Genomic DNA, 23,275 nt, shown 5'->3' with positions numbered 1-23,275 from the left:
GATCTCGAATTCGGAGGGTTCGGGTCTGGCGTCGGGGTGGCTCCTGGCCTATAGTCTCGGCGCCCAGGCTGGCGCGAGACGCAGCACATGCGCGCAGTCACCAAGCGCGGCAACCGGGAGCGACTTCATCTTGGAATCGATCTATGGTATAAAGCCGCGCGCCTTACTGCAATCGCCGCCTAGCGCGTTCGGCTCGGCCGAGACATTGGTGCGGTGAGGCTAGTAGGTGAAATGATAACGCCTTGAAAACACACATGCACCGTCACATGGTCCCGGGTGCCGGGGCGACATTTGTGTCGTCGTGGTCGGATCCATGGGGTGTATGGAGGCCTAACCCGATTCAGGAGTCATCCATGGCACAAGTCAATATGCGTGACCTGCTCAAGGCAGGCGCTCACTTCGGTCACCAGACCCGTTACTGGAATCCGAAGATGAGCAAATACATCTTCGGTGCACGCAACAAGATCCACATCATCAACCTCGAGCACACGCTGCCGGCGCTGAACGACGCGCTCGCCGTCGTCGAGAAGATGGTGGCTTCCAACAACAAGGTCTTGTTCGTCGGCACCAAGCGTGCGGCCAGCAAGATCGTCAAGGAAGAGGCCCGTCGTGCTGGTCAGCCGTTCGTCAACCATCGCTGGTTGGGCGGCATGCTGACGAACTTCAAGACCATTCGCGTGTCGATCAAGCGTCTGCGCGAGCTTGAAGCCATGCACGAAGATGGCACGTTCGAGAAGCTGACCAAGAAAGAAGTCCTGATGGCGACCCGCGAGCAAGACAAGCTCGAGCGTAGCGTCGGTGGTATCAAGGACATGGGCGGTCTTCCGGACGCGCTGTTCGTGATCGACGTCGATCACGAGCGCATCGCGATCAACGAAGCCAACAAGTTGGGCATCCCGGTCATCGGTGTGGTCGATACCAACTCCAATCCGGACGGTGTCGACTACGTGATCCCGGGGAACGACGACTCCATTCGCGCCCTTCAGATCTACACTCAGGCCGTCGCCGACGCCTGTGTGCAGGCCAAGGGCAACAGCGCTAGCGAGTTCGTCGAAGTGACGGATGAGGCAAGCGAAGCGAACGAAGCCGCCGCCGAGTAATGGTGGTGGGTCCGTGCTGACGCTCGCACGCGAGCGATGAGACACTAGGCAGCCCGTGAAGGCGGCGCGGCACGGACTAAAAGGGGGCTATAAGCCCCCTTTTCACCGTCCGGATGCAAGGGCGGTGAACCCTGAAGGAATTCTTCATTCAAAGGAGATGCTGGTCGCGCGTCGCGCGTGCGCGTGCATGTCACGCCAAGTCACGCTCAAACCGTGCCGACGACGAGGCAGCGTTTCCACCAGACGTCGAACCACATTCAGAGGTATTTACCATGGCAGCTATCAGCGCATCTCTGGTCAAGGAACTGCGCGAGCGCACCGGTCTCGGCATGATGGAGTGCAAGAAAGCTCTGACCGAAGCCGACGGTGACATCGAAACCGCCATCGAAAATCTGCGCAAGAACTCCGGCCTTAAAGCGGCCAAGAAAGCCGATCGTACGGCAGCCGAAGGGGCCGTGGTGACGCGTGTCGCCGACGACGGTTCTTACGGTGTGATGCTCGAGGTCAACTCCGAGACCGATTTTGTGGCGCGCGATGATAACTTCACCGCTTTCGCCGACCAAGTCATCGCCAAGGTGTTCGAAACCAAGAGCGAAGACGTGGCGAGCCTGATGGAAGGTGGGCTGGAAGACGCGCGTCAACAGCTGGTGCAGAAGATCGGCGAAAACATCAGCGTGCGTCGCGCGGTTGTCGTCGACGCCCCGGAAGGTGGTGTCGTAGGTGCCTATGTGCACGGTAGCCGTATCGGCGTGCTGACCGTTCTCAGCGCCGGCAACGCCGACGTGGCCAAGGATATTGCCATGCACGTGGCGGCGATCAACCCGAGTGCTGCGCATCCGGAAGACATGCCTCAGGCAGAGCTGGACAGCGAAAAGGCGATCATCCTGGCGCAGCCGGATATGGCCGGCAAGCCGGCGGAAATCGCCGAGAAGATGGTTCAGGGGCGCCTGAAGAAGTACTTGGCCGAAAATAGCCTGACTCAGCAGCCTTTCGTCAAGGATCCCAATCAGACCGTGGCCGAATATGTGAAGGCTGCGGGTGGCGAAGTGGTCAGCTTCACCCGCTTCGAAGTGGGCGAAGGCATCGAGAAGGAAGAAGTCGACTTCGCTCAGGAAGTCATGGATCAGGCGCGTCGCAGCTAAGCTGCCATGTGCCTGTGCTGTCGTTGGCGTGCGCGGTTGCGCACGCCTTCGCGTATCCGGCCGTTGCCTGGCCGAGCCGTTCCTACCCACGCCGATACAGTCCGCTGAGACGAGGAGAGTCCGAATGTCTGTTCCCACCGATCGTAACGCCGCTTCCCAAGAGCGTAACGAGAAGTCGAAGTACAAGCGCATTCTGTTGAAACTGTCCGGCGAAGCCCTGACGGGCGAGCACGAGTTCGGAATCGATCCCAAGGTGCTCGATCGCATGGCGCTGGAAATCGGCCAGTTGGTCGGGATCGGGGTCCAGGTGGGGATCGTGGTCGGCGGCGGCAATTTGTTCCGTGGGGCGGCGCTACACGCGGCGGGCATGGAGCGTGTCACCGGCGATCACATGGGGATGCTGGCGACTGTCATGAACGCCTTGGCGATGCGTGACGCCCTGGAGCGTTCCAATATTCGCTCGCGGGTAATGTCGGCGATTCCCATGAGCGGCGTCGTCGAGCATTACGACCGGCGTACCGCCATCCGTTACCTGACTTCGGGGGACGTGGTGATTTTCTCTGCGGGGACCGGTAACCCGTTCTTTACTACCGACTCGGCGGCTTGCCTGCGCGGCATCGAGATCGATGCCAATGTAGTGCTTAAGGCCACCAAGGTGGATGGTGTTTACAATAAGGATCCGGTCAAGCACAGCGATGCCGCCAAGTACGAACGTCTCTCTTACGACGACGTGCTCGATCAGAAGCTTGGTGTGATGGATTTGACCGCTATCTGCTTGGTGCGGGACCATGACATGCCGGTGCGCGTGTTCGATATGACCAAGCCGGGGGCCTTGCTCAACCTCGTGGTTGGGGGCAAGGAAGGAACGCTGGTAGATAGAGGCTGAAAAAGTGATCAACGATATCAAGAAAGACGCCGACGCGCGCATGAAGAAAAGCGTCGAGGCGCTGAACGCCAATTTCCACAAAATCCGTACTGGGCGCGCGCATCCCAGCCTGCTGGATGCGGTGCACGTGAATTACTACGGCGCTGACATGCCGCTTAATCAGGTGGCGAGCGTCAATGTGGAAGACGCGCGAACTCTGGCGGTCGTGCCGTGGGAAAAGAGCATGGTGCCTAAGGTCGAGAAAGCCATCATGACTTCCGATCTGGGCCTCAACCCCGCCGCTGCGGGTAACGTGATTCGCGTGCCTTTGCCACCACTGACCGAGGAAACGCGCCGCAATTATATCAAGCAGGCGCGTGGCGAGGCGGAAAACGCGCGCGTCGCGATCCGCAACGTGCGGCGTGATGCCAACGGTGACCTCAAGGCACTCCTCAAGGAGAAAGAGATCACCGAAGACGATGAACATCACGCCATCGATGAGATCCAGAAGATGACCGACAAGTATGTCGCCGAAATCGACAAGCTTCTGGAAACCAAGGAACACGACCTCCTGCAGGTCTGAGAGGTGACCGTCGGGACGTCGCTCCCGTCGATCTCCATGATACGGGATCCCATGACCTCACAGCCGTTTTCTCCCTCCCGTGCGGGCGAACTGCCGCGCCACGTGGCGGTCATCATGGACGGTAACAATCGCTGGGCGCGTGCGCGTGGACTGTCTGGCATCCGTGGACACCGTGCGGGTGTCGAGTCGGTGCGCGCGGTGATTCGTCGCGCTGCCGAGCGAGGCATCGACACGCTGACCTTGTTCGCCTTCTCCAGTGAGAACTGGAAACGCCCTGCCTCCGAGGTTGATGCATTGATGGAGCTCTTCCTTATTGCGCTCAAGCGCGAGGTGAAGAAGCTCCATGGTCACGGCATTCGCCTATCGGTGATCGGCCAGCGCGAAGAGTTTTCCACGTCCATCCAGCAATACATCGAACGTGCCGAGGCCATGACTCGCGACAATCAGGGCCTTCATCTGGTGGTCGCTGCCAATTATGGTGGCCGCTGGGATATTACCAGTGCCACGCGACGGTTAGCGCAGCGGGTCTCGGACGGGGAGTTGTCGCCCGACGCCATCGACGAGGAAACGCTAGGGGCCGAGATCAGCCTGGCCGACGAAGCCCCGGTCGACTTGTGCATCCGCACCAGCGGTGAGCAGCGGATTTCCAACTTCTTGTTGTGGCAACTGGCCTACGCGGAATTCTATTTTACCCCTGAGCTGTGGCCGGACTTCGGTGCCGAGGCGTTTGATGCTGCGCTGGACGCCTATAAAGAACGCCAACGCCGTTTTGGCATGTCCCAAGAACAAGTCGAGGCGCATGGTGCTTAGGCAACGTATCCTCACGGCGCTGGTCCTGGCGCCATTGGCACTGCTCGGCTTGTTTGGGCTCACCGGTCTTCCTTTTGCCTTGTTCACGGGCGTGATCGTGCTGATTGGTGCCTGGGAGTGGGCCAACCTGGCTGGTTACGAGCGCCAGATGCCGCGTTTTGTCTTCGCAGCCTCATGCGCCGTGGCGATGCTTCTTCTATGGCTGAGCGGTGCTGTGCATCAGCCCTGGCCGTTGTGGCTGGGAATGCTGGGTTGGCTGGCCAACCTCTATTGGGTCGTTAGTTATCCCCAGCAACACGCGCAATGGCAAGGTCGCGCGGTGCGCCTGGGCATGGGCTTGTGGGTGCTGCTACCGTGCTGGATCGGTTTCGTGCAATTGCGCGGCGATGGCGCGGAGTGGCTGCTGTTCGTGCTTTTACTGGTCTGGGTGGCGGATATCGGTGCTTACTTCGCGGGTCGTGCGTTCGGGCGCCGCAAGCTGGCTATACACGTTAGCCCCGGGAAGTCCTGGGAAGGTGTTTATGGCGGTATGGTGGCGGTGGCAGTCCTGGCCCTGATCTTCGCGCAGTGGCAGGAAGAGGCTGGCAGTAACGCATTGTGGCTGATGATTCTGGCGCTGCCAGTGGTGTTGATATCGGTGCTGGGCGATTTGTTCGAAAGCATGCTCAAGCGCCAACGCGGCTTGAAAGATTCAAGCCACCTGCTGCCTGGACATGGCGGTGTGCTCGATCGCATCGACAGCTTGACCGCCGCGATTCCGCTTTTCGTATTGTTGCGCCCATGGTTGGGCTGAGGTGACACATGGAATATGCCGATTGTGCTCGGATACAACGTGTGACCGTGCTTGGAGCCACCGGCTCCATCGGCAAGAGCACCCTCGATGTCATTGCCCGCCACCCCCAGCGTTATCGGCTGCATGCCTTGACCGCCTACCGTTCGCGCGAAACGCTGCGCGATCAATGCTTGGTTCATCGCCCTGAGGTCGCGGTGCTCGGCGAGGAGCGCGACGCCGCCTGGTTACGCGATGCTCTCACTGAGGCCGGTATCAACACCCAAGTGCGCGCTGGCGAGGCGGCGCTATCGGAGGTTGCCGGGAGCGCCGACAGCGATGTGGTAATGGCCGCCATCATGGGGGCGGCCGGCTTGATGCCAACGTTGGCTGCGGTGCGTGCCGGCAAGCGCGTGCTGCTTGCCAACAAGGAAGCCCTGGTAATGTCCGGCGCGCTGTTCATGGAGGCCGTCGAACGTCATGGCGCGGTATTGTTGCCCATCGATTCTGAACATAATGCCATTTATCAGTGTCTACCCACCGAGCACCGTGGTGGGTTGGCACGCCAAGGCGTGACCCAGTTGTTGTTGACCGCTTCCGGGGGGCCCTTTCGTGACTGGTCCCAGGCGCAACTGAAGGCAGTAACGCCGGAGCAGGCGTGTGCGCATCCCAACTGGTCGATGGGCCGTAAGATCTCGGTGGATAGCGCCACTCTGATGAACAAAGGGCTCGAGCTGATCGAGGCATGCTGGTTGTTCGATGCGCAGCCCGAACAGGTTCAGGTCGTGGTGCATCCGCAAAGCGTCGTTCACTCCATGGCCGCCTATAGTGACGGCTCGGTGATAGCGCAGCTGGGCAATCCCGATATGCGTACGCCGATCGCCTATGGGCTGGCCTGGCCCGAGCGCATCGATGCTGGCGTGGCGCCGCTGGATTTGTTTCAGGTGGCGCGGCTCGATTTCGAAGCGCCCGATGAAGCACGCTTCCCTTGTCTGCGTCTCGCTCGTGAGGCGATGGCGGCGGGCGGTACTGCCCCGGCGACGCTTAATGCCGCCAATGAAGTGGCGGTGGAGGCGTTTCTCGACACGCGGCTAGGGTTCGAGGATATTCCACGTCTCGTGGCGGCGGTCTGCGAGGCTTGTGAGGTACATTCGGCGCATGAGTTAAGTGCGGTGCTGGCCGCAGACGAAGCGGCGCGGCACGAGGCCGAACGGCAATTGACGCGGTTCACGTCATGATGCGCGGGCTTGGCAAGCCGCAGGAAGGAGGGCGACCCCCATGGGCGTGATTGAGAATCTGCTGGCGGTTATCGTGGTGCTGGGGCTGTTGATCACCTTCCACGAGTACGGACATTTTTGGGTTGCGCGGCGTTGTGGCGTCAAGGTGCTGCGTTTCTCGGTAGGGTTCGGCAAGCCGTTATGGTCGCGCGTCGACCGCCATGGCACGGAGTTCGCCGTGGCTGCGATACCGCTGGGTGGCTACGTCAAGATGCTCGACGAGCGTGAGGGCCCGGTGGCGCCGGAAGAGCAAGCGCAGGCATTCAATCGCAAAAGTGTCTGGGCGCGCATTGCCATCGTCTCCGCCGGCCCTGCAGCCAACTTCCTGCTCGCTTTCGTCGCCTATTGGGCGCTGTTCGTCTATGGCACCACCACGGTAGCGCCGGTGATCGGCGATATTGCCGCAGACTCGCCGGCCGCCCGTGGCGGCTTGCAGTCCGGGCAGGAAATCGTGGCCGTCGAGGGTGAGCGCACGCCTTCCTGGGGGGAGGTCAATCTCAAGTTGGTGGCGGCTATCGGCGTCAATGGCGAGCTTGAGATCACGACGCGTGAATCCGAGACGGCCTCGCCGGAACGCCATCAAGTGCCCGTCAGCGATTGGTTGGTACGCCAGGATCCGCCACGCCCCTTGGCCACGTTGGGGGTGACGCCGTGGCGTCCCGAGCTGCCCGCCGTGTTGGGAGAGGTGTTGAACGACGGGCGTGCCCAGCAAGCCGGGCTGCAGAGGGGCGATCGCATCGTCAGTGTCGATGGTGTCGCCGTCGAGGATTGGATGGCATTCGTAGAACGTGTGCGTGATAACCCCGGTAAGACGCTTGCCCTGCGAGTCGAGCGTGACGGTGAGCGCCGCGACGTGATGTTGACGCCGGCCACGCGTGAGCAGGAAGACGGCACAGCGATGGGTTACATCGGCGTCGGGGTGCAAGCCACCGAGTGGCCCGAGCGTTATCGTCGCGAGATACGCTATGGGCCGCTGGATGCCGTCGGTGAAGCGGTGAGCAAGACCGGCGAGATGAGCTTGCTCACACTGGATTCGATCCGCAAGATGCTGGTAGGGCTGATCTCACCCTCCAATCTGTCGGGTCCGGTGACGATTGCACGCATCGCGGGTGATTCCGCGCGTAATGGCGTGGAAAGCTTCATCAGCTTCCTGGCCTATTTATCGATTAGCCTGGGGGTTCTCAATCTCTTGCCGATTCCCGTGCTCGACGGCGGTCACTTGGTTTATTACCTGATCGAAGCGGTGCGGGGGCGTCCGGTGCCCGAGGCGGTACAAGCCTTTGGGTTGCGCATCGGTGTCGCCTTGGTGGGCTCATTGATGTTGATGGCGTTGTATTTCGATTTGATGCGTCTGTAGAGGCGTCGTGGTGGAGCGGCTCGCCAGCGAGCTTTAATGTGGGCCGTTAATGGCATGTCGTAAGCGGTCGTCGGCCGTAAGGATGAGCGACCCGGGTGTCACTGCGAGGCGGGGTACGACCTTGCCAGTCACCCAGGGAAATGTATAAGGTGCCTGTTCCATGAGCGGGCGGACTCGAGAAAAGCGAATCGACTGCATGAAGATCAAGACCATCGGATTGGCGGCGCTGCTGCTGACCGCGACTCCCGCGGCACTGGCGGCCCCCTTCGAGATTTCAGATATTCGCGTGGAAGGGCTGCAGCGCGTATCGCCGGCATCGGTGTTCAATGCCTTTCCAGTCAGTGCGCGCGACCAGGTCGATGACCGCGAATTGGCCGAGGCGTCGCAGGAACTGTTCGATACGGGCCTATTCGACGACATTGAGCTTTCTCGTGATGGCGATGTATTAATCGTCAATGTGGTCGAGCGTCCCACCATCGCCAGCATCGAGCTCAACGGCAACTCTCAGGTGGCCGATGAGGATCTTCGCAAGGGGATGACCGAGGCCGGGCTCGATGAAGGCCAGGTATTGCAGCGTTCGACACTCGATGAGGTCCAGCGCGAGCTCGAGCGGCTTTATCAATCTCAAGGCCGTTATAGCGCCAATATCGAGACCAGCGTCGAGGAACTCGACAACAACCGCGTCGAAGTCCATATCGACATCAACGAGGGTGCGGTCGCCAAGATTCACCAGATCAACTTCGTCGGCAATCAAGACTTCGACGATGACACCCTGCGTGACTTGTTCGCGCTAGAAGACAAGCCGGGATGGTTCTTTGGCTGGTTTTCCGACGATGAATATTCTCGCGACAAGCTCTCGGGCGATCTTGAGACGCTACGCTCCTTCTACCTAGATCGCGGCTACGTCAACTTCGACATCAGCTCTTCCCAAGTGTCGATCAGCCCCGACAAGTCCGACATCTTCATCACTATCAATGTTGATGAAGGCAAGCGCTACAAGCTTGATGAAATTCGCTTTGCGGGCGACCTCAAGATAGGCGAAAGCGAAGCGCGTGAGCTGGTGACCGCTGAGTCCGGCGAGTATTACTCGGAAAGCGCGATGACCGAGTCCGCTGAGGCCTTGCGCAAGCGTCTCGGCGCCGAAGGGTTCGCGTTCGCGGAGATCAACAGCGTGCCCGAGGTCGATGCCGACGGCGATACCGTGGATGTGACTTTCCAGGTCAACCCGGGGCGGCGAGCCTATGTGCGGCGCATCAATTTCGAGGGCAATACCACGACTCAGGACGAAGTGCTGCGTCGCGAGATGACCCAGATGGAGGGGGCACCGGCTTCCACCGATCAGATCAGCCAGTCCCGCGAACGCTTGCAGCGTCTGGGCTTCTTCCGCTCGGTCGATGTCGAAACGCGCCCCGTCGCTGATGAGCCCGACCAGCTCGACGTGACCTACAACGTCGAGGAGCAGCCGTCCGGGTCGGTCTCGGCGAGCTTGGGTTACTCGCAAAGCGCCGGGGTCATCTATGGTGCGTCGCTGTCTCAGAGCAACTTCTTGGGCACCGGCAATCGCGTCAACGTCAATGCACAGAAAGGCGATTATTTCACCAATCTCAACTTCGGCTATACCGATCCCTACTGGACGTTGGACGGTATCTCGCGTGGCTATAATGTCTATTATCGCGAGACCAATTACGAAGACTTCGATGATATTTCGACCTATTCCTCGGATGCCATCGGGGGGAGCGTCAATTTCGGGTATCCGATCAATGACCTGTCGCGCCTCAACTTCGGTGTCGGCGTCGAGGACCTATCGCTCGAGACCTATCGCGATACCCCCTTGGAAATCGTTCAGTACACGGAGGACGAGGGTGAGGACTTCATGAACTACAAGCTCACCGCCAGCTGGACGCGCAACAATCTCAATCGCGGCATCATGCCCACCGACGGCAGCTATCAGAAACTGTCGCTGGAGGCAGCGGTGCCGGGAAGCGATACGCAGTACTACAAGACGCGCTACGAAGGCCAGAAGCTGTTCGAATTCCGTCCTGAGTGGTCACTGAAATTCAGCACCAATGTTGGCTATGCGGACACCGTCGGTGATGATGCTTACCCGTTCTACGAGAACTTCTATGCGGGTGGCCTGGGATCGGTACGCGGCTTCTCCAGCAATACGTTGGGGCCGAATACTACGCCGCGTAATGACGGGGACGATGACACCCTAGGGGGTAACGTGCTCGTCGAAGGTTCGGCCGAGTTGATCTACCCATTCCCCTGGGTCGAGGACCGTCGCTCGCTGCAGACCAGCGTGTTCTTCGATGCGGGCAACACGTATCTAACCGATTGCTACGATGTGCCTGAGGGTACAACTTCTAGCTGTAGCAGTGGCGTGGATATGGGGGACTTGCGCTATAGCGTCGGGCTGGGGCTTTCCTGGTTGACTCCGGTGGGGCCGTTGACCTTTAGTGTTGCCAAGCCGCTCAGCGACGAAGAAGACGACGATACCCAGGTCTTTCAATTCTCGCTGGGTCAGACCTTCTAAAGCAGGCTGATGCAGCGTAATGCGCCAGGTGCGGCGGTGTGGCCGCCGCACCGAGTGACCATAATGAATCAAGGAGAGGGTGTGATGCGCAAATTGACGGGTGCCCTATGTCTTGGGGTGATGAGCGTGCTGTCCATGCCGGCCATGGCGAACGAGGTTGGCGTTATCGATTGGCGTCAGGCGTTGCTGGATTCGGATGCCGCCCAGCGCTCGATGAACGAGCTCAAGAATCAGATCGGCGACAAGAAGCAGCGCGCCGAATCACTCAGCCAAGAATTGCAGCAGTTGCAACAGAAGCTTCAGCAAGATGGCGCGGTGATGTCCGATGCTGAGCGCAAAAGCGCTCAGCAGGAACTGCGTACCAAAGGGTCTGAGTTCCAGCAGTTGCGTCAGCAGATTCAGAGCATGCAGCAGAAAAAGGAACAGTCCTTCATGCAGTCGGCCAAGCCCAAGCTCGATCGCGCCATCGAACAGGTCGTCGAGCGGCATGACCTGGACCTCGTGGTGGATCGTGATGCGGTGGTATATTCAGAGGATGGCCTCGACGTCACCGAGGAAGTCACTCGCATCTTTAACTCGCTCAACTGAGCCCATGGGGCGCTCCCGGCGCCCGTGGTTAGCGGTTCCAAGCGCACATGAAGACCCTTACTCCTTGCGCCTTCACGCTCGGTGAACTGGCCGAACGTCTCAAGGCCCGCTTGGTCGGCGATAGCGATCATCGTGTCACCGGCCTGGCTACTTTGCTTGATGCGGGCCCGGACGATATTACGTTCCTGGCCAACAAGACCTATCTCAAATACTTGCCTGAAACGAGCGCGGCTGCCGTGCTGGTACATCCCGCGTATGGCGCTGAGGTGCCTTGCGCGCGACTCGAACTCGACAACCCTTATCTCGGTTACGCCGAGCTATCCAGGCTGTTCGACCCGCTGGCGGGGCAGGCGCCGGAAGGTGTTCATCCCAGTGCGGTGGTCGCCGAGAGCGTGCATCTTGGGGACCGAGTCTCGGTCGGCCCACAGTGTGTGATCGAAGCCGGCGCGGTCATCGGTGATGGCTGCGTGATCGGCGCTGGTAGTATCATCGGCGCTCACAGCGAAATCGGCGCCGACTCTCGCCTGCATGCTAATGTCACTGTTTATCACGGCGTGAGTGTCGGGCGGCGCGCCATCCTGCACAGCGGTTGTGTGGTGGGTGCCGATGGCTTCGGTTTCGCGCATGATGGCCAGGGCTGGCACAAGATCGCGCAGTTGGGGGGCGTCATCGTGGGTGACGACGTCGAAATCGGTAGCTGCTCAAGCATTGACCGCGGCGCCCTGGGAGACACGTTGATCGGCAATGACGTCAAGATCGACAGCCAGGTGCAGATCGCGCATAACGTGCAGGTCGGCGATCATAGCGCCCTGGCGGGGTGCGTGGGTATCGCGGGTTCGACCCGCGTTGGACGCCACTGCATGCTGGGTGGCGGCGTGGGTCTCTCGGGACACCTGACGATTTGCGATGGCGTTCAGGTCACCGGTATGAGTCTTGTCACCAACTCCATCCACGAGCCCGGGGTGTATTCCTCAGGGACAGGCGCCATGCCCAATGGCTTGTGGCGCAAGAACGCGGTGCGCTTCAAGCAGCTCGACGATCTCGCCAAGCGTCTGGCGCGTCTGGAACGGGATGCCTCGGGCGCCGCCCAAGGCTGATAGCTGCTAGCGAGTCGGACCTGTATAATCCCTGCCCATCCAGATAGGCGGAGTACTCCGTCCTCGTGTGCCTGCCCCTCATGGCAGGCACTTCGTTATTTCAGAGGTTGTATCGATGGTAATGGACATCAACGAGATCCGTGAGTATCTACCGCATCGTTATCCGTTCTTGCTGGTGGATCGCGTCATGGAGATCACGGTCGGCGAGTCGATCGTCGCCAACAAGAATGTCAGCATCAACGAGCCATTTTTCAATGGGCATTTCCCGCATCATCCCATCATGCCCGGCGTGTTGATCATCGAGGCCATGGCTCAGGCATGCGGCATCCTAGGTTTCAAGACCGTCAACAAGATGCCCGCCGACGGTTATGTCTATTATCTTGTAGGAAGCGATAACGTGCGCTTCAAGCGTCCGGTAATGCCGGGCGATCAACTGCGCTTGGAAGCCAACGTCATCAAGGGCAAGCGCGGGATCTGGAAGTTCGCCTGTCGTGCTACGGTCGACGGCGAGCTAGCCTGCGAAGCTGAGATCATCTGTGCCGAGAGGAAAGTCGCTTGATTCATCCCACCGCCATCGTCGACCCCAGTGCGCGTGTATCTGACGACGTCGACATCGGCCCGTTCTGCGTGGTTGGCCCCGAAGTGGAAATCGGGGACGGCACGGTGATCGGTCCGCACGTGGTGCTCAAGGGGCCCACGCGCCTGGGGAAGCGCAATCGGATCTTCCAGTTCGCTTCCGTCGGCGAGGACTGTCAGGACAAGAAGTATGCCGGAGAACCCACTCGCCTGGAGATGGGCGACGACAACGTCGTGCGCGAAGGCGTTACCCTGCATCGCGGTACAGTGCAGGACAAAGAAGCAACCGTCATCGGCTCGCGCAATCTTTTCATGGCCTACGCGCATGTCGGGCACGACTGCGTGATCGGCGATGATTGCATCCTTGCCAACCAGGCGACCTTGGCCGGACATGTCACCATCGGCGATCACGCTATCCTCGGTGGTCTCTCGGCGATCCATCAGTTTTGCCATATCGGTACTCATGCCATGTGTGGTGGCGGGTCGATCATCACCAAGGATGTCCCGGCCTATGTCATCGTCAATGGCAACCCGGCGCAGACGCATGGGCTCAACCTGGTGGGACTCAAGCGTCGTGGCTTCTCGCGCGAGGCCCTGCGAGCGCTGGGAGAGGCTTACCGCACCGTCTATCGCCAGGGGCTGACCATGGAACAAGCGCTGGAGCGTCTCGAAAACGATTTCGAAGGCCCCGAAATCGCGACGTTCCTGGCGTCGCTGAAGGATTCCCAGCGCGGCATCACGCGCTGAACGAGGCACGTCATGCGTATTTACCTGGTCGCAGGAGAGCTGTCGGGCGATATCCTCGGCGCCGGCTTGATGCAGGCGCTTAAGCGTCGCCATCCCGACGCCGAGTTTCGCGGTATCGGCGGCCCACGCATGCTCGCCGAAGGTCTGCACTCGCTGTATCCGCTGGAGACGCTGTCGATCATGGGGCTGGTCGAGGTGCTCAAGCATCTGCCGGGACTGATCAAGGTCCGCCGTCACCTGCGGCGTGACGCCCTGGCCTGGGAGCCGGACGCGATGATCGGCATCGATGCGCCCGACTTCAACCTAGGACTCGAACGCCAATTGCGCGTCGCCGGCATCCCCACCGCGCATTACGTCAGTCCCTCGGTCTGGGCGTGGCGTCAGGGACGGGTGAAGAGCATTGCCCAGTCGGTCGATGCCATGCTCACTTTCCTGCCCTTCGAAGCGGCTTTTTACGCGCGCCATGACGTGCCGGTGGCTTTCGTCGGGCATCCGTTGGCCGATGAACTGCCGCTGGTCAACGATCGCCAGGCGGCACGTTCGGCACTGGGATTATCGCCCACAGCACCCTTGCTGGCGTTATTGCCGGGTTCACGCAGCAACGAAATTCGCTTTTTAGGGCCTACGTTTCTGGATAGCGTCGCCTGGCTGCGCGAACGCATCCCCGACCTGCAAGTGATCGTGCCGGCGGCGTCCCCGGCACGTCGCGAAGAACTCGAGGCGCTGCTGGCCAATCATCCGGCCCGCGATATCGTCGTCCTGTGCGATGGCGAGTCGCGTCAGGCGATGACCGCCGCCGATGCGGTGCTGCTCGCGTCCGGGACTGCGGCGCTCGAGGCCATGCTCTGTCATCGTCCCATGGTGGTGGCCTACAAGATGGCGCCGGCCACGCACTGGCTGGCCAAGCGCATGGTCAAGACCGACTGGATCTCGCTACCCAACCTGATCGCCCAGGAGGCGCTGGTGCCTGAGCTGGTACAGGACGCCGCCAGTCATGAGGCGATCGGTGCGGCGCTGCTCGAATGGCTCGACGACGACGCTAAGCGCCAGGCGATGGAGACGCGTTTTGCCGACTTGCACGCCACGCTCCAACGTGGCGCCAGTGAGCGCGCCGCCGAGGCCATCGACGGTCTGATTACGCATGGTCGCTTGCCGTTACAGGAGAAGAATGCATGACGGGGCTACCACCGTTGGTGATCGATTATCAGGGCACGTGTCTGGCGGGTGTCGATGAAGTGGGGCGCGGCCCCTTGGTGGGTAGCGTGGTGGCGGCCGCGGTGATTCTTGACCCGGCGCGTCCCATCGAGGGGCTGGCCGACTCCAAGACTCTTAGCGAAAAGCGCCGCCTCGTATTGGCCGAGGCCATTCGCCAACACGCGACGGCCTTCGCAATAGGCGAAGCGTCGCCCGCCGAGATCGACACTCACAACATCTACCACGCGACGCATCTTGCCATGCGGCGAGCCATCGATGCCCTGCCGGTGGCCGCGGAATATCTGCTGGTGGACGGCAATCGGATGCCGGGGCATCATGTGCCGGGACAATGCGCGGTCAAGGGTGACCAGCGCCATGTGGCCATCGGCGCAGCCTCGATTCTGGCCAAGGTGACGCGCGACGCTCAGATGTTCGCGCTGCACGAGTGCTATCCCGAGTATGGGTTTGCGCGCCACAAGGGCTATCCTACCCGTGAGCACTGCGAAGCGCTCGAGCGCTTGGGGCCGCTCGATGAGCATCGCCGCTCGTTTGCGCCGGTCAAGAAGTTGCTGCCGGTGTAGCGCCACATCACGCTGTTACCCAATTCATTCAGGAAGGTGTCGCCCGGGCGGCATCGTCCGTTTCGTCTCAAGAGCTCGTCATGACTACGCCTTTCGTTCATCTGCGCGTGCACAGTGAATACTCCCTGGTCGATGGCCTGGTGCGCTTGAAGCCGCTGATCGAGGCGACGGCCGAGGGCGGCATGCCCGCCGTGGCCGTGACCGACGATTCCAATCTGTTCGGTCTGGTCAAGGCCTATAAAGGCGCCCAAGGCGCGGGACTCAAGCCGATCATCGGCGCCGATCTGTGGATGGAGAACCCTCACGACGAGGCACACCCCTATCGCTTGACGCTCCTGGCGATGGACAACGACGGCTACCGTCACCTGACCGAACTGATCTCGCAAGGCTGGAGCGAGGGGCAGCAGCGCGGCCAGGGCATCCTCAAGAAGGAATGGATCTTCGCCCGAAGCGCGGGGCTGATCGCCTTGTCCGGTGCCCGCGAGGGGGAGATCGGGCGTCATCTTCTGACCGAACACGGCCAGGCGGCACGGGAAATGTGCGATGCCTGGAATGCCGCCTTCCCCGGACGGTTTTATCTGGAGCTCCAGCGCACCGGACGCGAACACGATGAGGAGTGTCTGCATCTGTCGGTGGCGCTGGCGGCCGACACCCAGACGCCGGTGGTGGCGACCAATGACGTTCGTTTCCTGACCCGCGAGGGGTTCTGGGCCCACGAAACGCGGGTGGCGATCGGCGAGGGCAAGGCGCTCGACGATCCACGGCGCGAACGCCGTTACAGCGAAGAGCAGTACCTGAAGAGCCCGCAGGAAATGGCCGAGCTATTCTCGGACCTGCCCGAGGCGCTGGAAAACAGCGTGATGATCGCTGCGCGCTGCAACGTCGACGTGCCGCTGGGGGAAATCTTCCTGCCCGAGTACCCGGTGCCTGACGGCATGAGCATGGAGAGCTTCTTCCGCAAGATTTCCCATGACGGCCTCACCGAGCGACTCGATAAGCTGTTCTCCGGCGAGAACCCGATCTACCCCGGGCGCGATCTCAGCGAGCACGAACAGTCCTACCGCGAGCGGCTCGACTTCGAGCTCAATATCATCCTCGAGATGGGCTTCCCAGGGTATTTCCTGATCGTCATGGACTTCATCCAGTGGGCCAAGGACAACGATATCCCGGTGGGGCCGGGGCGTGGTTCCGGGGCCGGTTCGCTGGTCGCCTATGCGCTCAAGATCACCGACCTGGATCCGCTCGAGTACGATCTGCTGTTCGAACGTTTCCTCAATCCGGAACGCGTGTCGATGCCTGACTTCGACGTCGACTTCTGCATGGAAAAGCGCGACCGAGTCATCGAATACGTGGCGAGCCGTTACGGGCGTGATGCCGTCTCGCAGATCGTGACTTTCGGCACCATGGCCGCCAAGGCCGTGGTCCGCGACGTGGCCCGTGCCCAGGGCAAGCCGTATTCGATGGGTGACAAGCTGTCCAAGCTGATCCCCTTCGAGGTCGGCATGACCCTGGCCAAGGCCATCGAGCAGGAGCCGGCGCTCAAGGAGTATCTGGACAACGACGAGGAATCCCAGGAAATCTGGGACATGGCGCTCCAGCTCGAGGGCATCACGCGCGGCACCGGCAAGCACGCCGGTGGGGTGGTGATTGCGCCTACCAAACTGACCGATTTCTCGCCGCTGCTGTGCGATGAGGACGGCAGCGGCCTGGTGGTGCAGTACGACAAGAACGACATCGAGGAAGCCGGGCTGGTCAAGTTCGACTTCCTGGGGCTGCGCACGCTGACCATCATCGACTGGGCGTTGGAGATGGTCGATACGGTGCGCGCCCGCGAAGGCCAAGGGCCGCTGGACATCGCCTCGATCCCGCTCGATGACGTGCCTACCTTCGATATGCTCAAGAAGGCAGAGACCACGGCGGTCTTCCAGCTCGAATCGCGCGGCATGAAGGAACTGATCAAGCGCCTGCAGCCCGACTCGCTGGAAGACATGATCGCTCTGGTGGCGCTGTTCCGTCCGGGGCCCCTGCAATCCGGCATGGTCGATGACTTCATCAACCGCAAACATGGCCGAGCCGAGGTCGCCTATCCGCACCCGGACTACCAGCACGAGCTGCTCAAACCAGTGCTGGGTCCCACCTATGGCATCATCCTCTATCAGGAGCAGGTGATGCAGATCGCCCAGGTGATAGCGGGTTATAGCCTGGGTCAGGCGGATATGCTGCGGCGTGCCATGGGCAAGAAGAAGCCCGAGGAGATGGCCAAGCAGCGCGCTGGTTTCATGGAGGGCTGCGCCGCCAACGGCATCGACAAGGACCTGGCCGGTAACCTCTTCGATCTGGTGGAGAAATTCGCAGGTTACGGGTTCAACAAGTCGCACTCGGCAGCCTACGGCCTGGTCTCGTACCAGACGGCGTGGCTCAAGGCGCATTATCCCGCGCCTTTCATGGCGGCGGTGCTGTCCACCGAGATGGACAACCTCGACAAGGTCGTGCCGCTGATCGAGGAATGCCGCAAGCAGGGGCTGACGGTCACGCCGCCGGACGTCAACATCGGCAGCTACAAGTTCACCGTCGATGAGCAAAACCGTGTCGTCTATGGCTTGGGCGCGATTCGCGGCGTCGGTGAAGGGCCCATCGGTGCGATCGTCGAGGCGCGCGAGGCCGACGGCGCCTTCAGCGATCTGTTTGACTTCTGCCGCCGTGTCGACGCCAAGCGTCTCAACAAGCGTACGCTGGAGGCTTTGATCCGCTCCGGCGCGCTGGACAACCTGGGGCCGACCCGGGCGGTGTTGATGGCGTCGCTGGACGCCGCACTCAAGGCGGCGTCTCAGAGCAACGCCAATGCCAGCGCAGGGATGATCGACATGTTCGGCGATGCTTTCGTCGAACCGGAAAGCGGCGATGTCTACGCCGATTATCACCATGCCCGCGAGTGGGCCGACAAGGAGCGCCTAGCCGGCGAGAAGGACACCTTGGGCCTCTATCTGACCGGCCACCCCATCGACGAGTACGAAAACGAACTCAAGCGCTTCGTGTCGACGCGCATCGTCGATCTGAAACCTCAGCGTGGCGAATCTCAGCGTGTCGCGGGGCTGGTAGTGGCCATGCGGACCATGAAATCCAAGCGCGGCGACACCATGGCTTTTATCACCCTGGACGACCGTACTGGGCGTATCGAGGCTTCGTTGTTCGGCGAGATGTACGAGCAGATGCGTGGCAAGCTTGGCGCCGATGACGTCTTGATCATCGAAGGCGAAGTGAGCACCGACGATTATTCGGGTGGCCTGCGCCTGCGTGGCAAGGAAGTGACGCCGATGGTCGATGCGCGCACGCGCTATGGCGAGGCCGTGGAGCTCGCGGTGGACGGCGCGCGTCTCAATGGACGTTTCGCGCGCAACTTGCAAGATAGCCTGACGCGGTGGCGCGATCCCCAGGGTTTGCCGGTGCGCGTGCGTTACCGTAATCCCCAGGCCAGCGGCGTGCTGGAACTGGGTGAACCCTGGCGGGTGTCGCCCAGTGACGACCTACTCATCGCCCTGCGCGAGGTGGAGGGTCAGGAAGCGGTTACGTTGCGTTATCGTGGGTGATGCCGTCATCGCTGGCGATGGTGCTGGCGCGCGGTGTCTTGCGTGATGCGTTCAGGGTGCGATAATGCCGGTTTACGGCCGGTTGGCGCCATGCCCTGTCCGTCACAGCGTCGCCTCGTGCGACATCGGACGTGCGGCCCCGGGCTGCCCAAGACCACAAAGTAGACGTTCTATGAATCCCAACTACCTGGACTTTGAACAGCCGATCGCCGAGCTGGAAGCCAAGATCGACGAGCTACGCCTGGTCGGTAATGACAGCCGTATCAGCTTGAGCGACGAAATCGGCAAGCTTGAAGACAAGAATCGCAAGCTCACCGAATCGATTTTTCGCGATCTTAGCGCCTGGCAGGTATCGCAGCTCTCGCGTCATCCTCAGCGTCCTTACACGCTGGATTACCTCGACAGTCTCTTTGAGGACTTCGACGAGCTGCATGGCGATCGTCACTTCGCCGATGACGCTGCCATCGTGGGCGGCGTGGCGCGCCTCGACGACAAACCGGTGATGGTCATCGGTCATCAGAAAGGGCGTGACGTCAAGGAGAAGGTGCGGCGCAACTTCGGTATGCCGCGCCCGGAAGGCTATCGCAAAGCGTGCCGGCTGATGGAAATGGCCGAGCGCTTCAAGATGCCGGTATTGACCTTCATCGATACCCCTGGCGCTTATCCGGGGATCGACGCCGAGGAGCGCGGCCAGAGCGAGGCCATCGCCTACAATCTGGCGGTCATGTCGCGCCTCAAGACGCCGATCATCTCCACCGTCGTGGGCGAGGGCGGCTCCGGCGGGGCGCTAGCGATCGGTGTCTGCGATGAGCTACAGATGCTGCAGTATTCGACCTATGCGGTGATCTCCCCGGAAGGCTGCGCCTCGATTCTGTGGAAGAGTGCCGAAAAGGCCTCCGAGGCGGCACAAGCGATGGGTATCACTGCCGAGCGCCTCAAGGAGCTGGGCTTCGTCGATACCTTGATCAAGGAGCCGCTGGGGGGCGCGCACCGCAACCCCCAGAAGATGGCCGATAGCATCAAGGACGCCCTCGGCGCCAGCCTCGAGCGGCTGGAAGCCATGGAGACGGATGACCTGCTGTCGCGTCGCTATGATCGTCTGATGAGCTATGGCGCGCCCCAATAACGCAGGGCCGACCCCCGAAGCCCTTGTCGATGACGCCCTGGCGATGACCTCGCCGGGGCGTCGTGTTTGGGTGGCTCTCTCCGGTGGGCTGGATTCTTCGCTGCTGCTGACACTCGCGGTGGCCGCCTGCCGTCGTCACCCACGGCCGCTTTACGCGTTACACGTCAATCATGGCCTGCAGGATGCCGCTGCCGCGTTCGAAGACCATGCGCGATGGTTGTGCGGGCGTCTCGGGGTGCCATTGTTCATAGAGCGCGCCACGGTTGAGCGCGGCGCACGGGGCCTCGAGGCCCACGCCCGCGACGCCCGCCTGGCGGCGTTCGCCCGACGTGTCACAGCGGGGGACACCCTGCTGCTGGCCCAGCATGCCGACGATCAGGCCGAAGGCCTGTTGCTGGCGGGCTTGCGCGGTAGTGGTTTGCGCGGCATGGCCGGCATGCCCGAGAGCCGAGAGTGGCAGGGGCGTTTCATGGTCCGGCCATGGCTTTCCGTGACGCGGGCGGTGCTGGAGCGCGAGGCCGAGACACGTGGCTTGCGTTGGATCGATGACCCGAGCAACGCCGACGAACGTTTCGATCGCAACTATCTGCGGCATACCGTCATGCCAGCGCTGGCGTCACGCTGGCCGGGTGCGGCGACATCGCTGGCACGCACTGCCGAGCAACTGGGCGAGAGCGATGCGCTATTGGAGGAACTGGCTGGGGAAACCTTACAGTCGCTGGGTGGCGACGCCGCCTGCTTGCCATTGGCGGATGTCCTGGCGCTCTCCCGCCCCCGTCAGCGGCTTCTCGTGCGCCATGCTTGTCGGCAACTCTCTCTGCCTACGCCGCCGCGCGCGCGCCTCGAAAGCTTGCTCGATCAATTACAGGCCCGCGGCGACGCACAGGTCCATGTCGCCTGGCCGGGTGGAGAGGCCAGGCGCTGGCGAGGATATCTTTATCTGTTGGCGCCGCTCGAGCCTATCGACGTCGACTGGAAGGCCGAGTGGGATGGCTGCGCCCCCCTGGAAACGCCGCTGGGCCCGGTGGCGTGGCAACTGATTCCCGGCCCTCCGCGTCGTGTCCGCCTTACGCTGGGCAGGCGTCGGGGCGGCGAGACGCTGCGCGTGGCGGGACGCGGTCGGCGCGACGTCAAACGACTCCTGCAGGAAGCCGGAATACCGCCCTGGCAGCGTGAACGCGTATGGCTGGCCTGGGAGGGCGAGACCTTGGTCGGGGTGCTGGGCATCGCCGCCGCCGAAGGCTGGCGGCTGCGGGCGATGCCCGATGACGCTGATTCGTCTAGGCGTCGATAACCAGCGAAAAGCCGGCATTGCGTTGATAACGGGCTTCCTGATCAAGATCGGCCATCAACAGAGGTTGGTCGCTGGCCTGATCGAGATACACGTATAGGGTCTCGCCATCGGCATCGAGGTGGACGTCGAGGACGGGCGCCTCAGGGCGCGAATGATTGAGGGCTACCGCCAGGCGCAGCAGTCGCGCCAGCCGTGCATAGGTGGATCGCGTGGCGGCGGGGAGGGTATCGAGTTCCTTGGTGGGAAACTTGCGTCGATGGGCGCGTACCAGGAAGGCCAGGGACTGTTGCTCGGGACGCGAAAAGCCGGCCAGGTCGGAGTTTTCCAGCAGATAGGCGCCGTGGCGGTGAAACTGGCTGTGTGAAATTGCCAGGCCGATTTCGTGCAGCTCGGCGGCCCAGGACAGAAACTGGCGCTGCTCCTGGCTCAGGGGCCAGACGTCGGCGACATGCGCGCATAGGTGCTCGGCGGTGGTGCGTACGTTGCTGGCCTGACGCATGTCGACGTCGAAGCGTCGGCGCAGCGTGAGCAGCGCTGACGCGCGGGAATCCTCGGCGGTATTGCGGCCGAGGAGATCGTAGAGCACGCCATCGCGCAGGGCGCCTTCCGAGTAGCGCATACGCTCGAGCTCGAAGGCCTCGAAGATGGCGCACAGAATCGCTACGCCGGCCGGAAACACTCGGGCTCGGTCGCTTTTCAGCCCCGTCATGCTCACCTTGTCGAGCCGTTTGCACTTGACCAATCGACGCCGCAGAGCCATGAGCCCCTGTCGGGTCACGATGCTCTCCGGGCCGTCGCCATAGGCGGCTTGTACGGCGGCGATGGCTTTGATGGTGCCGCTCGAGCCGACGGGATCCTGCCAGCCGAGCGCCTGATAGGGGCGTCGAATGTTGGCGAGTTCCGAGAGTGCGGCGAGTTCGGCATCGCGAAAGCGGCGCTCGGTGATCGTGCCGTCGTGGAAGAAACGCTGCGTATAGGCCACGCAGCCCATGTGCAGGCTTTCCAGGGCCAGCGGTTCGAAGCGTTCGCCGATGATGAATTCGGTGGAGCCGCCGCCGATGTCGACGATGAGCCGGCGGCCGTGGACCTCGGCCAGGGCATGCGCGGCGCCAAGGTAGATCAGGCGCGCCTCCTCGCGGCCGGCGATGATCTCGATAGGGTGGCCGATCAGGGCTTCGGCTCGGTCGATCAGCGTCTGGCGGTTGTGTGCCGCGCGCAGCGCATTGGTGCCGACGATGCGCACGTCACCGGCGTCGAGGTCGCTCAGATAGGGAGCGAAACGCTCCAGGCAGGCGAGGGCACGCTCCATGGCAGCTTCGTCGAGGATATCCTCGTCGTCGAGACCGGCGGCCAGTTGTACTTTCTCCCCCTGCTTGGCGACCACCTGCAGGTCGCCGCCGACTTGATTGGCGACCAGCAGGTGGAAGCTGTTCGAGCCTAGATCGATGGCGGCAAGACGTCGTGGCGCCGGGTGGCGGCTGCTCATGCGAGAATCCTTTTCACAGAAGTATGGCAAGGTTGCGGGGGCGCCCGAAGCTTGTCAATTGTCGCCATGCGGCGTCCAATGGGGAATGATGAATTGGCCGGAAATTCAGGAGGCGGTGTATGTCCGAGCGGCTTTTCGAGGTGACGGACGACACGTTCGAGGCTCGCGTGCTGGAAGCAGCCACGCCCACCCTGGTGGCCTTCGTGGCGTCCTGGTGCGGTCCCTGCGTCGAATTGCGTCCGCGGCTATCCGCCTTGGCCAGCGCGCGCGAGACAACGTTGCAGGTCGCGCTGTGTGATGTCGATCTCAATACTGCCATGGCGCATAAATACGGTGTGCGCGGCATGCCGACCCTGGCGTTGTTTACCGACGCGGGGCTGGATACTACGCGCGTGGGGGCATTGTCCGCTGCGCAACTCGAGACATGGCTCGATCACCAGCTCGTGAATTGAGGCCATGCCATGGAGATGGCCTATCCCGTTAAGATACGGCGTTGCGGCCCGGCATCACGCATGAGACACGCATGAGAAAAGTGGGCTTGCGTTTGGCTGGCGCCTTGACTA

Annotated in this window: 20 protein-coding genes; 19 read left to right on the top strand and 1 reads right to left on the bottom strand. The window is 61.7% G+C overall.

Annotated elements, in window-relative coordinates:
- Positions 1 to 353: 353 nt before the first annotated feature.
- The 18 genes from rpsB (at position 354) to tilS (ending at position 21,226) form a co-directional block, all read left to right on the top strand.
- The gene (rpsB, locus tag LUN51_RS08175; protein ID WP_040239550.1) at positions 354 to 1,100 is read left to right on the top strand and encodes a 30S ribosomal protein S2; all 747 of its coding nucleotides are present in this window, start codon (positions 354 to 356) and stop codon (positions 1,098 to 1,100) included.
- A 272-nt stretch (positions 1,101 to 1,372) separates the two neighbouring features.
- Entirely contained in the window at positions 1,373 to 2,242 is an 870-nt protein-coding gene (tsf, locus tag LUN51_RS08170) for a translation elongation factor Ts (RefSeq protein WP_277810870.1), read from the top strand.
- A gap of 124 nt (positions 2,243 to 2,366) precedes the next feature.
- A complete protein-coding gene (pyrH, locus tag LUN51_RS08165) occupies positions 2,367 to 3,128 on the top strand; it encodes a UMP kinase (RefSeq protein WP_261505851.1) in 762 nt (253 codons plus the stop codon).
- A gap of 4 nt (positions 3,129 to 3,132) precedes the next feature.
- On the top strand, positions 3,133 to 3,690 hold the full coding sequence (frr, locus tag LUN51_RS08160; RefSeq protein ID WP_075367958.1) for a ribosome recycling factor: 558 nt from the start codon (positions 3,133 to 3,135) through the stop codon (positions 3,688 to 3,690).
- Positions 3,691 to 3,741: 51 nt separating this feature from the next.
- Positions 3,742 to 4,500: a polyprenyl diphosphate synthase gene (uppS, locus tag LUN51_RS08155; protein ID WP_277810869.1), complete on the top strand. Its 759-nt coding sequence runs from the start codon at positions 3,742 to 3,744 to the stop codon at positions 4,498 to 4,500.
- Complete coding sequence (locus LUN51_RS08150) at positions 4,493 to 5,293, top strand: phosphatidate cytidylyltransferase (RefSeq protein ID WP_277810923.1); 801 nt, start codon at positions 4,493 to 4,495, stop codon at positions 5,291 to 5,293. The genes uppS and LUN51_RS08150 overlap by 8 nt, the downstream gene beginning before the upstream one ends.
- 8 nt (positions 5,294 to 5,301) lie before the next feature.
- Positions 5,302 to 6,507, top strand: a complete 1,206-nt coding sequence (gene ispC, locus LUN51_RS08145) for a 1-deoxy-D-xylulose-5-phosphate reductoisomerase (protein ID WP_277810868.1) — start codon at positions 5,302 to 5,304, stop codon at positions 6,505 to 6,507.
- A 40-nt stretch (positions 6,508 to 6,547) separates the two neighbouring features.
- A complete protein-coding gene (gene rseP / locus LUN51_RS08140; RefSeq protein ID WP_277810867.1) occupies positions 6,548 to 7,903 on the top strand; it encodes a sigma E protease regulator RseP in 1,356 nt (451 codons plus the stop codon).
- Between the two features lie 196 nt (positions 7,904 to 8,099).
- A complete protein-coding gene (gene bamA / locus LUN51_RS08135; protein ID WP_277810866.1) occupies positions 8,100 to 10,436 on the top strand; it encodes an outer membrane protein assembly factor BamA in 2,337 nt (778 codons plus the stop codon).
- An 84-nt stretch (positions 10,437 to 10,520) separates the two neighbouring features.
- Positions 10,521 to 11,024, top strand: coding sequence for an OmpH family outer membrane protein (locus LUN51_RS08130; protein WP_075367954.1), 504 nt, complete (start codon positions 10,521 to 10,523; stop codon positions 11,022 to 11,024).
- Positions 11,025 to 11,071: 47 nt separating this feature from the next.
- Positions 11,072 to 12,121, top strand: coding sequence for a UDP-3-O-(3-hydroxymyristoyl)glucosamine N-acyltransferase (gene lpxD / locus LUN51_RS08125; RefSeq protein WP_277810865.1), 1,050 nt, complete (start codon positions 11,072 to 11,074; stop codon positions 12,119 to 12,121).
- A gap of 115 nt (positions 12,122 to 12,236) precedes the next feature.
- Entirely contained in the window at positions 12,237 to 12,680 is a 444-nt protein-coding gene (fabZ, locus tag LUN51_RS08120; RefSeq protein ID WP_075367952.1) for a 3-hydroxyacyl-ACP dehydratase FabZ, read from the top strand.
- Positions 12,677 to 13,444: an acyl-ACP--UDP-N-acetylglucosamine O-acyltransferase gene (gene lpxA / locus LUN51_RS08115; RefSeq protein ID WP_277810864.1), complete on the top strand. Its 768-nt coding sequence runs from the start codon at positions 12,677 to 12,679 to the stop codon at positions 13,442 to 13,444. Before fabZ ends, lpxA begins: the two co-directional genes overlap by 4 nt.
- Before the next feature lie 12 nt (positions 13,445 to 13,456).
- A complete protein-coding gene (lpxB, locus tag LUN51_RS08110; RefSeq protein ID WP_277810863.1) occupies positions 13,457 to 14,620 on the top strand; it encodes a lipid-A-disaccharide synthase in 1,164 nt (387 codons plus the stop codon).
- Positions 14,617 to 15,219 carry a ribonuclease HII gene (gene rnhB / locus LUN51_RS08105; protein ID WP_277810862.1) on the top strand — a complete coding sequence of 201 codons (603 nt, stop codon included), beginning with the start codon at positions 14,617 to 14,619 and terminating at the stop codon, positions 15,217 to 15,219. Before lpxB ends, rnhB begins: the two co-directional genes overlap by 4 nt.
- Positions 15,220 to 15,299: 80 nt before the next feature.
- Positions 15,300 to 18,806, top strand: a complete 3,507-nt coding sequence (gene dnaE, locus LUN51_RS08100; RefSeq protein ID WP_277810861.1) for a DNA polymerase III subunit alpha — start codon at positions 15,300 to 15,302, stop codon at positions 18,804 to 18,806.
- Between the two features lie 172 nt (positions 18,807 to 18,978).
- Positions 18,979 to 19,932, top strand: coding sequence for an acetyl-CoA carboxylase carboxyl transferase subunit alpha (gene accA / locus LUN51_RS08095; RefSeq protein ID WP_040239570.1), 954 nt, complete (start codon positions 18,979 to 18,981; stop codon positions 19,930 to 19,932).
- Positions 19,916 to 21,226 carry a tRNA lysidine(34) synthetase TilS gene (gene tilS / locus LUN51_RS08090; protein WP_277810860.1) on the top strand — a complete coding sequence of 437 codons (1,311 nt, stop codon included), beginning with the start codon at positions 19,916 to 19,918 and terminating at the stop codon, positions 21,224 to 21,226. Before accA ends, tilS begins: the two co-directional genes overlap by 17 nt.
- Here the strand turns inward: tilS and ppx are convergent.
- Positions 21,213 to 22,712: an exopolyphosphatase gene (gene ppx, locus LUN51_RS08085; RefSeq protein ID WP_277810859.1), complete on the bottom strand. Its 1,500-nt coding sequence runs from the start codon at positions 22,710 to 22,712 to the stop codon at positions 21,213 to 21,215. The two genes, tilS and ppx, sit on opposite strands and share 14 nt — an antisense overlap.
- Positions 22,713 to 22,831: 119 nt before the next feature.
- Here ppx and LUN51_RS08080 point away from each other — a divergent pair, with 119 nt between their 5' ends.
- Positions 22,832 to 23,164 carry a thioredoxin family protein gene (locus LUN51_RS08080; RefSeq protein WP_277810858.1) on the top strand — a complete coding sequence of 111 codons (333 nt, stop codon included), beginning with the start codon at positions 22,832 to 22,834 and terminating at the stop codon, positions 23,162 to 23,164.
- Positions 23,165 to 23,275 lie beyond the last annotated feature (111 nt).

The sequence above is a fragment of the Chromohalobacter canadensis genome, assembly GCF_029544075.1.
GTDB classification, from domain to species: Bacteria; Pseudomonadota; Gammaproteobacteria; order Pseudomonadales; family Halomonadaceae; genus Chromohalobacter; species Chromohalobacter canadensis_A.
This window is presented reverse-complemented; position numbering and strand designations above follow the sequence as displayed.